Source organism: Pseudoalteromonas sp. J2K-J031 (assembly GCF_058197095.2).
In genome coordinates, this window is sequence record NZ_CM200280.1 from 512,627 (window position 1) to 526,063 (window position 13,437).

At 40.8% G+C, this 13,437-nt stretch carries 14 protein-coding genes; 4 read left to right on the forward strand and 10 right to left on the reverse strand.

The annotated features are described in order from the left end of the window. Window positions 1–2 precede the first annotated feature (2 nt). Complete coding sequence (locus tag AC3KZC_RS19540) at window positions 3–1,328, forward strand: IS4 family transposase (protein WP_518525921.1); 1,326 nt, start codon at window positions 3–5, stop codon at window positions 1,326–1,328. A gap of 6 nt (window positions 1,329–1,334) precedes the next feature. Here the strand turns inward: AC3KZC_RS19540 and AC3KZC_RS19545 are convergent, their stop codons facing one another. Next, window positions 1,335–3,206, reverse strand: coding sequence for a collagenase (locus tag AC3KZC_RS19545; RefSeq protein WP_490579334.1), 1,872 nt, complete (start codon window positions 3,204–3,206; stop codon window positions 1,335–1,337). A gap of 374 nt (window positions 3,207–3,580) precedes the next feature. Between AC3KZC_RS19545 and AC3KZC_RS19550 the strand changes: the two genes are divergently transcribed. Continuing rightward, window positions 3,581–3,721: a hypothetical protein gene (locus AC3KZC_RS19550; RefSeq protein ID WP_490579335.1), complete on the forward strand. Its 141-nt coding sequence runs from the start codon at window positions 3,581–3,583 to the stop codon at window positions 3,719–3,721. A 434-nt stretch (window positions 3,722–4,155) separates the two neighbouring features. Here AC3KZC_RS19550 and AC3KZC_RS19555 read toward each other — a convergent pair whose 3' ends face one another. Further along, window positions 4,156–4,605, reverse strand: coding sequence for a 3-phosphoshikimate 1-carboxyvinyltransferase (locus tag AC3KZC_RS19555; RefSeq protein ID WP_490579336.1), 450 nt, complete (start codon window positions 4,603–4,605; stop codon window positions 4,156–4,158). 279 nt (window positions 4,606–4,884) lie between these two features. On the opposite strand from AC3KZC_RS19555, the gene AC3KZC_RS19560 reads away from it, so the two are divergent. Together AC3KZC_RS19560 and AC3KZC_RS19565 are read left to right on the forward strand one after the other, a co-directional pair. Further along, a complete protein-coding gene (locus AC3KZC_RS19560) occupies window positions 4,885–5,352 on the forward strand; it encodes a DUF2753 family protein (protein WP_490579337.1) in 468 nt (155 codons plus the stop codon). Window positions 5,353–5,364: 12 nt separating this feature from the next. Continuing rightward, the gene (locus AC3KZC_RS19565; RefSeq protein WP_490579338.1) at window positions 5,365–5,976 is read left to right on the forward strand and encodes a superoxide dismutase; all 612 of its coding nucleotides are present in this window, start codon (window positions 5,365–5,367) and stop codon (window positions 5,974–5,976) included. Between the two features lie 96 nt (window positions 5,977–6,072). Here AC3KZC_RS19565 and AC3KZC_RS19570 read toward each other — a convergent pair whose 3' ends face one another. From AC3KZC_RS19570 to AC3KZC_RS19605, 8 genes are all read right to left on the reverse strand, one after another. After that, complete coding sequence (locus tag AC3KZC_RS19570) at window positions 6,073–7,143, reverse strand: DUF3083 family protein (RefSeq protein ID WP_490579339.1); 1,071 nt, start codon at window positions 7,141–7,143, stop codon at window positions 6,073–6,075. Between the two features lie 686 nt (window positions 7,144–7,829). Continuing rightward, window positions 7,830–8,249: a thioredoxin TrxC gene (gene trxC, locus AC3KZC_RS19575; RefSeq protein ID WP_490579340.1), complete on the reverse strand. Its 420-nt coding sequence runs from the start codon at window positions 8,247–8,249 to the stop codon at window positions 7,830–7,832. Between the two features lie 86 nt (window positions 8,250–8,335). Then, window positions 8,336–8,785, reverse strand: a complete 450-nt coding sequence (locus AC3KZC_RS19580) for a GNAT family N-acetyltransferase (protein ID WP_490579341.1) — start codon at window positions 8,783–8,785, stop codon at window positions 8,336–8,338. A gap of 432 nt (window positions 8,786–9,217) precedes the next feature. Then, window positions 9,218–10,402: a DUF547 domain-containing protein gene (locus tag AC3KZC_RS19585; RefSeq protein ID WP_490579342.1), complete on the reverse strand. Its 1,185-nt coding sequence runs from the start codon at window positions 10,400–10,402 to the stop codon at window positions 9,218–9,220. A 177-nt stretch (window positions 10,403–10,579) separates the two neighbouring features. Next, window positions 10,580–11,155 (reverse strand): porin family protein, encoded by a 576-nt coding sequence (locus AC3KZC_RS19590; protein ID WP_490579343.1) that lies wholly within the window; start codon window positions 11,153–11,155, stop codon window positions 10,580–10,582. Window positions 11,156–11,647: 492 nt separating this feature from the next. Further along, window positions 11,648–12,313 carry a YoaK family protein gene (locus tag AC3KZC_RS19595; RefSeq protein ID WP_490579344.1) on the reverse strand — a complete coding sequence of 222 codons (666 nt, stop codon included), beginning with the start codon at window positions 12,311–12,313 and terminating at the stop codon, window positions 11,648–11,650. Between the two features lie 73 nt (window positions 12,314–12,386). Next, window positions 12,387–12,878 carry a rod shape-determining protein gene (locus tag AC3KZC_RS19600; protein ID WP_490579345.1) on the reverse strand — a complete coding sequence of 164 codons (492 nt, stop codon included), beginning with the start codon at window positions 12,876–12,878 and terminating at the stop codon, window positions 12,387–12,389. A 9-nt stretch (window positions 12,879–12,887) separates the two neighbouring features. Next, on the reverse strand, window positions 12,888–13,430 hold the full coding sequence (locus tag AC3KZC_RS19605; protein ID WP_490579346.1) for an isochorismatase family protein: 543 nt from the start codon (window positions 13,428–13,430) through the stop codon (window positions 12,888–12,890). Between the last annotated feature and the right edge of the window lie 7 nt (window positions 13,431–13,437).

The window sequence follows — 13,437 nt, forward strand, 5'->3', positions numbered from 1 at the left end:
TTATGGAACTGTCAGAAGCCTTAGCACGCACCTCAATTAACCGCCTTACCGAATTTTCGTCATTAGCGGATGTCCTAGACCCCGAAATTATTCAATCGTGTTTAGCCTCTAATGGTGTGGCCACATTGCGTAAACGCAAGCTGCCTATGGATGCAATGATTTGGGCCGTGATAGGTATGTCACTTTTTCGCACTGAATCAGTCCGCCTGCTCATCAACAAGCTCGATATTGTATTACCGCAGGATGTGGATTACGTCGCACGCAGTGCCGTGACACAAGCGAGAAAGAAGCTAGGCAGTGATGTGGTTCGAGATGTATTTCATCTTTCAGCACAGAAGTGGCATGAGCGAGCTGAGCATCCCCATTGGTGTGGTCTGAACTTATTTGGTGTAGATGGCGTTGTATGGCGCACGCCCGATAGTAAAGAAAACAGCGCAGCCTTTGCCCGTACAGCGAATAAAGCCAGTGAAGCAGGCTATCCTCAGGTACGAATGGTATGTCTGATGGAGCTTAGTAGCCACTTAATTCTTGATAGTGCATTGAGTAGCGTGAGTGAAAATGAGATGACACTGGCAGCACAGCTCATAGCACGTGTACCAGATAACAGCCTAACATTGTTTGATAAAGGCTTTTACTCACTAGGCTTGTTACATGATTGGCAGCATAAAGGCATCAACACACATTGGTTATTACCGCTAAAGAAGAACGTACAGTATGAGGAAATCAAACGTCTTGGCAGGCAAGATAAACTCATCCGCCTAACCACCACACCTCAAGCGAGAAAAAAGCGACCAGAGTTGCCCTTAACAATGGACGTGCGACTTATCACCAAACTAATCAAAGGAAAAGAAGTCAAAATACTCACGTCCATGGTCGACCCTATGGCATATCCATCGGCAGAAATAGTCGACCTTTATAGCCATCGCTGGGAAATAGAGATGGGCTACCGAGAAATGAAGCAACACTTGTTGGCAAGTAGGTTTACGTTAAGAAGCAACTTACCAGAGCTCATTAGACAGGAGTTATGGGGGGTGCTGTTGGCGTACAACTTAATCCGCTATAAGATGGTCCTGATGGCGAAGTCGCTCAAGAGTGTTTTCCCAAACCAACTAAGCTTTAGAGATGCCTCATCACACATCATCCATAAGCTGACTATGATGCCAATTTATGCGCCCGGTAATGTCCCCGGACAGATATTGGAAATAGAAAGAAATGCCAGTCAATTTAAGCTAGAGGGAAAACGAGAACGAAGTTACCCAAGAACACTAAAAGTATCGAAAAACCGCTACCCTGTGGCTAAAAATAAAAAAGCCGCTCACCTTAAGTGAACGGCATTAGGGGATCACTTGCCCTTTTAACGATTCAAGGGTTCGAGAATGATCATTGCCGTTAGCCATGTATTCTGCCATGCCTTCTGACCATGAAACGTTGTAATCAAAATAGCCAAAAGACCCCGCTTTGATGTAACGCCCATCTAAGTAATGCACGTATTCATGGCGCAAGTTATAAATTTGATCTTCATATTGGCACGAGCCGCCGACCCAATCATCTGGGCACTGCATGGCTATAAAGCGCGCTTGATTGCCTTCGTTTTCGGGCGTGCCTTCTAAATACATGCCGCCGTTATCGGTATCGATGCCATAAAATTCAGGGGCATATTTTTTGTATTCATCAGGGCTGGCAAACGCGATCACTTCAAGGTGTGCATTTTGATCTCCTGCCACAGGGTTGCCTTGGGTGTTGAAGAAGGCATGAAATTCAGATTCTTGTGTCGCCATATCGGCGCACGATTGCGACAGAGTCGCTTGGCTAATCGAGCTTTGCGCGCGAATAGTAATAAACTCATTACATTGGTGGCTAACCGTCAGAATATCGCATTCTTTGGGTGGCACAACACAATGGCCAAACAACGCATCACCCTGTGCACATTCTCGCCCTGCTGATTCTAAGTAGTTTTTAGTCGTAATGGTTTCAATTGTTTCAAGGCTGAGCGAGTTTTGCAGCGTCGTTTGTGCTTCACGCACTGTACTATCAAAGCGGGCTTTGGCTTCATCAGTGGCAATACTGGCAATTTTACCCAGTGCAATAAAACTGTGTGGCACAATCCATTTGCGATCCGCTTCACTCGTCCAGCGTAAATCAACAGCTGTTTCACCTAAATGCGCAAACGAGCGCAGTACCGAAAGCACATCAAGCATGCGATTATTAAATGCCGCCTTGGTCGGCGCATCACCATAATAGGCCGCAGAGCCCAAAGCACTTAACAGCGCCATGGTGGCATCGCCAGCATTAGTGGCTGCAAATGGGTTCGCTTGTAAAGAGTGGTATTGTAAAGCAGCAAGTGCATGTGGCAGTAAATCTTGATAATGCTGCGCGCCTGCACCGCGTTCAAAGTTATTCAACGCTTTGGCGAACCCTTCTTGAATGACGCCGCCTTTATTGGTTAAAAAATCACTCATTTTAGCCACTGCAACCATCGCATCGCTGAGCGCTTGGGCTTCTGCCTCACTCATGGCTGGGGCATAAAATTTATACGAGCCTAAAAAGTACAACAACTGATTTAAATCAGGATCGCTAATATTATCAGCGCTTGCTAAATAATGGATGGCTTGAGTAACATCAGTAAGTGGATCGTTTGTTGCGCTGGCAAGGCCTTCAAAGTCGTCATACACTGCGGTTAATATCGTTGGAATGATCGCGCCGTATTGATTTTTTGAGCTAATGACTGGGCTAGTGACCGTAACATTGATATCGGTATCAAACACGATGTAGTCGCCCATTGGCGGTGGCACATCGCCGCCGCTGACCGTCACGAGCAGTGAGGTTTGAGCAATATTACCGTTAATCGCAAAGTAACGATTTCCAGCGTGTGAAACAAAACTAACACTTTCATCATTGGTGCCTGTATTGGCACTGCGAAGCTGCTCATTGCCGCTCCAGTCATTGCCATCATACAAAATAATGGTGGCATCAGAGCCTGTGAAGGTCCCACCACTGGTGGTGATCGACACATCGCTGTTTTCGTATGGCACATTGACGTATAAATAATGGCCGTAATCGGTCATACACTGTGTTTGATTGGCGGGTACTTCGCCTTGACGAGGCTGCGTTTTTTCGCCACATAGCTCCGCGGCATTCACAGCCCCTATGTTTAGCGACATAAAAATGGCACTGGCGAGGAATGATTTTCTAGTTGTTAGTATCATAGTCATCAACTTTATTGGAATATTACTAGGGTCGGGTTAACGCAAAGCTGCATTAGACACGTCCTTTACTGCATGACCTGATTACAAATCTGGCAGCAGCCCCTATAGGATCCATCTGTCACTCAAACCTATATTTACATTTAATTATCATTTGAGACACAAACGTTATACATTAAAATGTATACAATATCCAATAAGTTTATTTTTATTTTATATTTGAACACGCACTTTACGAAGTATTTAGCAATGAGCGTCACCAGCAGTAGCTATAAATGGTGATTTAAAAAATACAATAAAGGAACGAGAGCATTACTTAGGTAGCCGCTCATTTACTTTGAATGCCTCGGGAAGAAATAACTTGGGAAGGAATAAAAATGAACATTATCACCCGACTACCGGCTTTATTTGGCCTGATTTTATTGGGTACTTTGGCAACTAAAAATAAAACCATAGTAATTGATTTTATTACTTTTTATGATATTCAAGTGCAAAATACTGATTGTGGCGATTACTAGAATGAGCGCAGAGTATATGTTTGTAATTACCGCACTGAACTTACCTATGTGACATATAAAAAATGCCATACCCAATGTTCGTTTGGTAATGCAAACTCTCGTTTTCCAGAGTGGGAAACAAGAACGGTGCAAGCAGCATCGGCTTGCCTGCTAATTGGACAGTCGTAGCCCTAGCGGCATAAGCCCGGTTGGCGTTGAGTTAACAATTATAAAACATACTTTACTCAGCAAGATCCTTGTACAGTTGCATTTAATTGCCGCTGGGAAATGAAGTCAATTTGGGTGTCTCACAATGGCCGATTGTGTCCAATAGAGCGATAAAATTGAGCAAAAAATAAAGCTCAAAAAAGCAAACAACCAGACCAAGAGAATCGTTATTTCGCCTTATCTAACAACGCTGCCATCACCAAATTCAATCAATCGAAAGTTATCAATTAAGTTAAAAACGTTTCTTTAAACCAGCCCCACACACCAAAAGAAAAATTCGGAAAGATATCAATGCCTAAAGCCGATTTAATAATGTACAAAACAAATATACCAAATAAGGCACTGAAAATAATAAAACCCGATACAAACAACGCCTGCACCATCAGTGCAAACTGCTTTTCTTGACGCGACAATTCTCGACGATTGCGCCCTGCGACAAACACATAATAATAACGATATTTAAATAACTTAAACGTACTTCGAATATCAACCTTATGATTTCCCCAACTTCGGGCTCCAAGTGCTACCCGCAAATGCGATAGCTGCGCTTCACTAAAGCTGTCTTGTATGTCTTTTGGCATCCTTTCAAGCAAGTGTTGAATCGCGCTGTCGCTGCGAATATCCGAGCGTGCTTGTTGGTTTTCAATATCCAGCTGATCTTGGTCGAACTTGGCCATTTACTTTGCTTCAAAGGTAATAATTACTTCTAATGCTAGCAACTTTATTGAATCACAAAGAAAAAACTCAACAAAATAATTATCTTGCATTGTTTTTTGAAAAATATATTGCAGCTAAATAGCCTAAAATACTCAGCCAATTAAAACGGAAGCACCTTCAAAGAAAGCATTTTATTACCTCTCACGCTTTCATCAAAAAACCAATTAAAAACAATTCTCATTTGCATTTATTTAGGTTAGACTGCCTCTAGTTGAGAATCATTATCAAATGGAGTTATTATGCAATCACAGTTATCAAGCCAGCTACAGACCCACCAACAGCTTTTACAAGACTGGCAACAACTGATGCAAGCCGCTAATCGCTCCTTTATCGAGCACCACTACGATAAAGCACTCGCAACTTATCAAGCCGCTGAGTTAGCCAGCGCCAACCAAATGAGTATGTTGCTGAGTAATTCGCTCGATGAAGCCGCTATTGAAACATTTGCTCATTGCGCGGCTGCATGGGTGGTAACGATGCACAATATTGCAGATTGCTTAAAAGCAAAAAATCAACCCGATCAAGGTGCTATACAGCTTTACCATGCCTATGAAGCCATGATGAGACTAACATTACATCGCAACCCTAATATTGCCGAAGTAGCCGCAAGACAAAGTCGGCGCTGTTATCAGCAATGGCTACAACATGGTGCGGCCTACACACCGCAAACCATACACCTCCCTTTCAATTCCCGTGTTTTACATTAAATAAGGACCGTTATGGCTTATCAACTTCCAAAACTTGCTTATGCATATGATGCACTTGAACCTCATATTGACGCCAGAACAATGGAGATTCACCATACGTTGCACCACAACACTTATGTCAATAACATCAATGCGGCACTTTCAGGTACCGATTATGAAAAATACAAAATAGAAGACGTATTACTGACATTTGCATCTCTGCCTGAATCACTCAAACCTGTGGTGCGCGATCATGGAGGCGGTCATGCAAATCACAGCCTGTTTTGGCAAATAATGTCACCTGATGGCGGTGGCGTACCGACGGATGACATTGCGATTGCAATTGATCACGAGTTAGGTGGGTTTAGCAATTTTAAAGATGCGTTTACCGCTGCGGCATTAAAACGTTTTGGTAGTGGCTGGGCGTGGTTGTCTGTAACGCCCCAAAAAACCTTAGTGGTTGAAAGCTCGCTCAATCAAGATAGCCCTTTAATGCATGGTAATACGCCGATTTTAGCGCTGGATGTATGGGAGCATGCGTATTATTTAAAATATCAAAATCGCCGCCCTGAATATATTAATGCATTTTATAACGTAATTGATTGGCAAGAAGTCAACCGCCGTTATTGCGACGCGATGGCGTAACAGCATGTAAGATAACGAGTACTGTTTGGTTTCCCCCTTAGAGCCAAAAGCAAAGAGGCAGCCTACTGGCTGCCTCTTATTTATTTTATCGACCGATTAATCGTGGTGATAACTCACATGCTGATAAAAACGGATCGTGACATTTTGTTGGTTTGCCGGGATTTGAAGTTTATCTGCAACGCTTCGCATTGCCCCCTCAACACTGTTCATAAACTTACCAAAACCGATGTCATTTTTATCTTCATCACCAGCAGCAATAATAAAATAAACCGTTTGCACTAATTTATCGTCTTGCCAAAAACCATAATATTGGGTGTCATGATTAGCAGGATCAAAACTGATTTTTTGTAACTCACTATTGTGTGCATTACCATCAACTTGGCTGTTGCGCACCAACGGAATACGGTCATTGGCGACCATGGCAATACGCTGTAATTTTTTACCACCACATGCGGTTAAAAACGTATCTTCTAAATAACGGTATAAATTAGCGTACCCTTGATCACCTTGCGGTAAAAATTGCGTTTTAATGGCGCGAGTTAGGGGAATACTCACCGTGGCATACGTCATTTCACTGTGCTTGGCCGGTAATGGACACTCACGAGTTTGATAACGCGGCGCTAGGCTTCGTAACTTATAACCATAACTTTCTTTATTGCCTTTTGCATTGGCAAATAAATCGTAGGTTAAATGCTGATGATCACGCACTTTAATCGTATTAATCGACTCAGGCAATGTCAGTTTAAACTGTTTAATGACCGCAGCGACACGCATGTGAAATTGGGCTGCATTAGCGCGCAGTTCATCACCGGTTGCTAAAAATACAATGCGAATTTTTTTAGCGACGTAGTGCTCATCACAAATACTCGTATATGACTCATGGTATTTAGGATTATAAAAAAACATCACCTGTTTTTTAGTTTGCATACAATACGCTTCTTCATGAAAACGTACGATTGGCAGCTTATCATTGGCAATCAAATGGACATTATGTAAATTCGACTCTTCACACAGCGCAAAGAGCTGTTCACTTATTTTTTGATACGCCTCTGCGGGGCTTGAAAATTGCTGATAAAACGCATCATCCAATTTAAACTCAGCCAAAATATATTGATTTGAACGCGCGTTGCTTGGGATATAAACACGATGCTGACTCTGTGAGGCCATTTACCTATTCCTTTAATCTTGAACAATGAAGTAAGTTAAGTTACAAGCAGTGTAAGAGCTATTGATGACCCATTTATTGCGCTAGAACAAACTTAAGGCCAAAAACAGCAGGTTTTAGTACTTAATTTTACTGTTAAACAAAAGACTTATTAACACCCTAAACTAATGATAAATATAAAATAAATTTATCATTAATTTAAAAATCAAGCCTCAAAATATAAGTTTACCGTATCCATATTATGTACAGTCAGCGCTGTTCACATTGAGTAATCTCACGTGCTAAACAAAGGTTGAAAGCCTAATTTTTAAACAGACCTTACCTTCATATAATAGTGATATACGTGTTGAATGACTGAATATAAACAGCCACCGATCAACGATGCCAAACTCAATAACAACATGCCAGTATGTGTAGCGGGTAAATATGATGCAAAGTTTTTACCCAAATGATAACCAAAACTCTTTGTACTCCCAAGCTGCGGATAGGTCTCTTGAGTGTAAATAAACGTATCGACAAACGGGTAAATAATGAATCCAATTGGTAAGAGTATAAACAATAAAAGTGGGAGTTTGCTTATCATCCATTTACACAAGTTAAGCATATTTAAGCCCTATAGCTCGATAATAATGTATGTACCGATCCTAACAAACTTTTGCCTTACCTCAAAAACTCAATTTGTTTAAACTCAGTGTGAATTGAGCCATTGTTCAAAAGCCGATTGAGGCAAAGCGCCCGCTTGTTGCACCACGATTGTTCCTTGTTTAATAATCATCAAGGTGGGTATAGAACGAATATTAAACTGCGCTGCTAAGGCTTGTTGTTGTTCTGTATTTATTTTACCAAAACGAAATTGGGTGGATTTTCGACTCGCCACTTGATTAAAAATAGGGGCAAATTGCTGACACGGGCCGCACCAGCTAGCCCAAAAATCAACCACCAACGGCAGTTCAGATTTTTGACTGTGAGCGATAAAATTGTCACTGGTTAAATCAAGCACTTGCCCCGTAAAAAGTAAGGCTTTGCATTTACCGCATTTAGGTTGCTCACTGACTTTACCGTCCGGAACTCGATTTAAGCCATTACACTGTGGGCACGCAATAATCATAACATCTCCAAAAACGCGACTAACTAGCTACAAAATTAAACATAACAATCAAAACGACCCATTACCAACAAACACCAAGCTAATTACTATAACGTTAGCGCCAAAATAGCCCGGCTATCACCTTGCTCAAAATAATCATTTTCGTGTGCAATTTCAGCAAAACCAAATTGTTGGTATAACGCTAAAGCCACGTCATTATCAGGGCTTACGGTCAATAATAAACGCTTAAAATCAGTTGCATGAACAATCGCATGTGTGACCATTGCTTTGGCGATCCCTTGCCCTCTTGCATGTTCACTGACTGCAAGCGATAAAATCCAGCCATCGCCCATGATGTCACTAGAGGGTACCAACAATAAATAGGCAATCACGTCACCGTTTTCTTTCATCACCCAAAAATGATTGCGCCAACAATCAAATGCCTGACGCAGAAAAAAAGCGGGGTACCCTTCACCAGTAAACGAATCATGATCGAGCTGATAAATAAAAGGCAGATCAGCTTTAACCGCATGTGAAATGGCAAAATTATTTACCATAAATATCTCCTAACAATTTAAACAAATAGGATATAAATTCAGCCTGAAGGCTGTGAAGTTAGACCTGAAAATAAGCACTTTAATTCAACAACCAAGTAATCTACTTAACCTGAGCTTTGGTTAAAAGATTTACTAACGTATTGATATTGAATTGGTAAATGTTTTTTCAAGTCTGTAGCCGGAAACTTTTAAGGATAACAAGGCGAATTTACGCGTCAATAGCTGGCCTATTGTAAGTAAATTCAACGCCGTTAGCGTTGAAAGTAGCCGCTGGAGATAAATTTATTATCCAGAGCTCAGGTTACTTAAGAGTGACGTGACCATAGCAAAGCCGACATTTTGATTCAATCAAACATAAACAAATAATTGGTAATCCTAGATATAAAAACGGCAGAGTAAACTCTGCCGTTTTTATATCTACCCGTAGAGGTGTTAATTATCGTTTTTTTCATCACTTGATAAGTCAGTGACTGTTACTGAACTACCTGTTTGCGTTTTCTTATCTTGAATTTTACGCAACATAACCGCTTGATCTGCACTAAAACGGCCAAAAGAAAGAGTACGTGATGCCACTTGATCCGAAATGAGCGCTAAATTGTAAGCTGATACCCCACCCCCTGAACCATCACGGCTAGAATCGGTTGAATTCGCTGATGCTGAGTCGAGCATTGCGGCACCATTATTATTTGCACTAGTGCCATAGCTGCGTAATGAACCATATACATCCGTGATGCTCCAATCTTCCATATCGGTGGTGATACGTTTGGCATCCACGAGAGCTGTTTTCATTTCGCCTTTTAAATACAGGGATAAATGCTTAACTAAATCCTCTTTAAAATTGGGGAAGTATTTAGCATGTTGCTCATAAAACTGGCTCACACGGACTTTATTTTTACCATGGCGAAATACGCCCCGATTTGAATTAATAAACTCCGTGGCATTACGCTCAAGTTGTAAATCCACTTTATCGCCAGTATAAGCCTCTGTTCGAATATTGGGGCTGCCTATATTGCCTTGATATAAGCCGTAAATCACAGTAGGTTGATCACCAAACTTTTCAAATAAAATTTCATCTTGAATTTGTCTTAGCGACAACTTATGACCCGCAACTGTCAGTAACTTTTCATTTAAAAATGAATCATCATCAGTTAATTCATCTTCTAGCTTGGAAATAGGATATCGATTGATCAGCTGCTCAAGCACAGTTACATTGTAAAGATTAAGCCAATAAGCCAGCTGCTCTTTACGTTTAAGCTCTTTTAACGGTAACTCATTGGGTACTTGCTCAAGTGATTGCCTGATTTTTGTAAAGACATTTTTTAGTTCATCTGTTTTGAACGCTTCAAAATAAAAACGATTAGCCTCAAGAGCTGTATGTTTATTACGGCTAGCTTTTAACTTTGTGCCAATGTTTGCACGATTACTCCCCATGCTATCTCGATTAGATAAACCGGTATCGAGCACCATAATATCAAGCACATTATTTAAATCGTCATAGGACAGAGTGTATTTAGAATTCCAAGTTTGCCCTTGGAATTCGGGTGCTAATTTTGTTTCATCGGCGCAAGCTAAGGTAGGTGTAAGAAATAACGTAGCAAGTAACAAATATTGTTTCATTTTAATTCATCCATGGTGATACACCTAAAATAAACTACAAGCCGCTCATTTAACAGTCAAGTGTTAATTTTATGTTTACAACTCATTATCTCAATGAAATTACTATGAAACTCAAGCAATTGGCTCTGTCGCTCGCGTGTTTTTTCTTAAACCTATCCATTAACGAGATGACACGCCCTAGAACTGATAGTTGAAACCTAGCGACATATTTTTTGAACTAGTTGAGTTATATGAACTAAAATCGGGTAGCACTTGATATTGAGCAAATACGCTCAATTGGGGTATTACTTGATAGCTTGCACCGACTCCATAGGTAAACCCATCACTCGTGTGCTTTAAATTATAAGGCTCACTGCCAATAAAGACTGAATCTTTATAGCTACTCGTTGAGGTTTTAATTTTAAAGACCGATTTTGACGCACCCGCTAACCCATATACGTTAAATACATCAGTAACGGGGTACGATACTTTCGCTAGCAATGCTGCTTGCCATTGAATATCTTCTTGATATTTATAATCAACGAACATCATTGCACCGCGATAACCTGAGACACCCGTTGAGAGCTGGCTTTCTAAACTTAAATAGTCTGAAATTTTATAACCACCTATTACGCCCACCGTTTCAAAATCATGGTCGTTAAACGATTGGGTGTTGTAAAGCGCACCGACATACCAGGGCTGCGATCCATTCGCCTGCGCCATTGTGCATATACCAAATACTGCTGTGAGAGCTAATAAGTAACCTTTTTTCATGTTGTATCTTCCTGATAAATATAATACCAATCGTAATGAATAACTGTTCACCCTAGCTTGTTAAAACACTCGATAACTTCGTTAGATTTTTTGATTGTAGAATAACGACTTATCGAAAAAATCTGCCTTGTTCTCAAATGTTTTTCCTACGCTATTTTTGATCACTTACTTATCGTGATTGGTATAACGTGTGTTTTTAATTGCTGGATTTCTAACTTTCTAGCCCATATTAGGTAATTTCATTGTTAATAACTGTTGGAAAATGTATCAACCTAGTTAAAAAGAGTACAAAGTGATATTGGCGGGTAACCAGCCCAAATTCGATGGTGTATTTACCGTATCGGCATTGTTGGTAATAAAAGAGGCTAAACCTGTATTTTTTAACCCGTAGACAGGTAGAAATTGATGATAGAACTGAGCTCTTCGGACGGTACTACTGTGAGCGCTTGCTCAATTATTTAGCGATTAAGTTGCTTAAATGACATTGCACGCTCAGAGTGTATGCAGATGGCGGCTATAAATTCGATAGGCAAACGCAAGCATCAAACAAATAATCGCTGGCATGGCTAAAGCCATAAATTGCCAGTAACTAAACAGCCAAGCACCTAACATTCCACCCACAATAAAGCCGATAATAATTAATAAAAACAGTATCGCTTTACGCTTATCGAACGTTTCGCCGCGCAGCTTTGCGCCAAGCATGATACCTAGATCAGTAAAAATACCCGTGACATGTGTAGTTCTGACAATCGCGCCACTGTACGTTGTAGCTAATGCATTTTGTAAACCGCAGGCTGCAGATGCACTAAAATGCCCCCACGCTAAATCTGCATTTAAAAAGTACATTGAGATAGCCAGCAACATGGCTTCAATGATCAGCAACACATCGTAATAACGCCCAAGCTTTAGTGATTGCCCCGATAACACCCAACCAGATAATGCAGCACCGACCATAAAGCTCAGCAATACACCAATTAAATGCACCACTTGCCCGTAAAAAGGGCTAATCAAACCCATGCCAAGTAAGGTGGCAGAGCCCGATAAATGCGAAATCGATTGATGCCCAAAACCAATCAACCCTATGGCATTCACACTGCCTGCCACTGCAGCCAAAATAAACGCCCCATATTCAACCCACCGAGGAAGTGTTGCTACCATAAAACCTATACTTATAGCGTTGTTACGCCAGTGTATGCGTTAGTAATCAGCATTTAAAATAGAGTATAGAGTGTTAAAGTAAATTTTGAGGGGCTAAAAAATCATCTAATCGGCTTAATGTTGGATTAATGGTTTTTCCACAATAAATAAACACCTCCCGTGCGCCTGCTCCTAATGCTAATTCACGAAGCACTCGAATTTCAATATCAGTTAAGCCACCCGCTGTTTTTTCTAATTGATGAATTAGCATGCGCGGTGCTGGTCGGAACCAGCCTTGATGCAAGGTTTTAACGGCATGTTGCAGTATTTTTTCTGCATAAACGAAGTTTGCCACTAGCATACGCGGATGCGAAAAAGGATTAACTACTTGAATATTTGAACCGCTAAAATTGGCGCAATCTTGCCCGATGGCACGGATCACGTCTTGGTTTTTTATCCGCTCAATCGCTATCAGCGGAATATCATCAAAACCAAAGCTGCTTGAAAACACCCTCGCTTGTATGCGTTTTTCACTCAGTTCGACCAAAATATCATGCGAAAAACAACTTCGTATCCAACGAAACATCGACCTACTCTATTTTATTAATTGTAAAATGGCTTTAAATTCTGGCGCGTCACAATCAGACATCAACTCAAACAAACACATTTCAACTGAGGTTAAATGTGCCCCAAAACTGACTAATTTCTTTAATGCTAATTCTTTATTAAATTCAGTTCGAGATGAAACACAATCGGTAACAATTTCAACGTGATGGCCTAATTGCAATAAGCCCATTGCCGTTTGATAAACACAAATGTGTGCTTCAATACCACATATTAGCCATTGTTTAATACCTGGTTGTTTTTTTAAGGCGTGGTTAAAAGAGTCGGTTTTACAAGCGTCAAAACTATACTTTTCAATGGGTTGATTTGGCGCTAAATGCTGCGCTAAGCAAGGTATTGTCGCACCAAGTTTTAATGGATTTTGTTCTAACCAAAAAATAGGTAAAGAAAGTTGGCGCGCCCCCAAAATAAGCGTTTCATTTTGGCTAATTAGCGTGTGGCTGTCGTGCATTAAGGTGGCGAGTTTACCTTGAATATCAACCACTATTAACCCCGTTGTCGATTGATGCAACATAACGCCC

Coding starts and splice junctions, on each gene's coding strand:
- AC3KZC_RS19550 (WP_490579335.1), top strand. CDS start 3,581: ATGAACATTATCACCCGACTACCGGCTTTATTTGGCCTGATTTTATTG.
- AC3KZC_RS19590 (WP_490579343.1), bottom strand. CDS start 11,155: ATGAAAAAAGGTTACTTATTAGCTCTCACAGCAGTATTTGGTATATGC.
- AC3KZC_RS19560 (WP_490579337.1), top strand. CDS start 4,885: ATGCAATCACAGTTATCAAGCCAGCTACAGACCCACCAACAGCTTTTA.
- AC3KZC_RS19580 (WP_490579341.1), bottom strand. CDS start 8,785: ATGGTAAATAATTTTGCCATTTCACATGCGGTTAAAGCTGATCTGCCT.
- AC3KZC_RS19545 (WP_490579334.1), bottom strand. CDS start 3,206: ATGATACTAACAACTAGAAAATCATTCCTCGCCAGTGCCATTTTTATG.
- AC3KZC_RS19555 (WP_490579336.1), bottom strand. CDS start 4,605: ATGGCCAAGTTCGACCAAGATCAGCTGGATATTGAAAACCAACAAGCA.
- AC3KZC_RS19595 (WP_490579344.1), bottom strand. CDS start 12,313: ATGGTAGCAACACTTCCTCGGTGGGTTGAATATGGGGCGTTTATTTTG.
- AC3KZC_RS19600 (WP_490579345.1), bottom strand. CDS start 12,878: ATGTTTCGTTGGATACGAAGTTGTTTTTCGCATGATATTTTGGTCGAA.
- AC3KZC_RS19540 (WP_518525921.1), top strand. CDS start 3: ATGGAACTGTCAGAAGCCTTAGCACGCACCTCAATTAACCGCCTTACC.
- AC3KZC_RS19570 (WP_490579339.1), bottom strand. CDS start 7,143: ATGGCCTCACAGAGTCAGCATCGTGTTTATATCCCAAGCAACGCGCGT.
- AC3KZC_RS19605 (WP_490579346.1), bottom strand. CDS start 13,430: ATGTTGCATCAATCGACAACGGGGTTAATAGTGGTTGATATTCAAGGT.
- trxC (WP_490579340.1), bottom strand. CDS start 8,249: ATGATTATTGCGTGCCCACAGTGTAATGGCTTAAATCGAGTTCCGGAC.
- AC3KZC_RS19585 (WP_490579342.1), bottom strand. CDS start 10,402: ATGAAACAATATTTGTTACTTGCTACGTTATTTCTTACACCTACCTTA.
- AC3KZC_RS19565 (WP_490579338.1), top strand. CDS start 5,365: ATGGCTTATCAACTTCCAAAACTTGCTTATGCATATGATGCACTTGAA.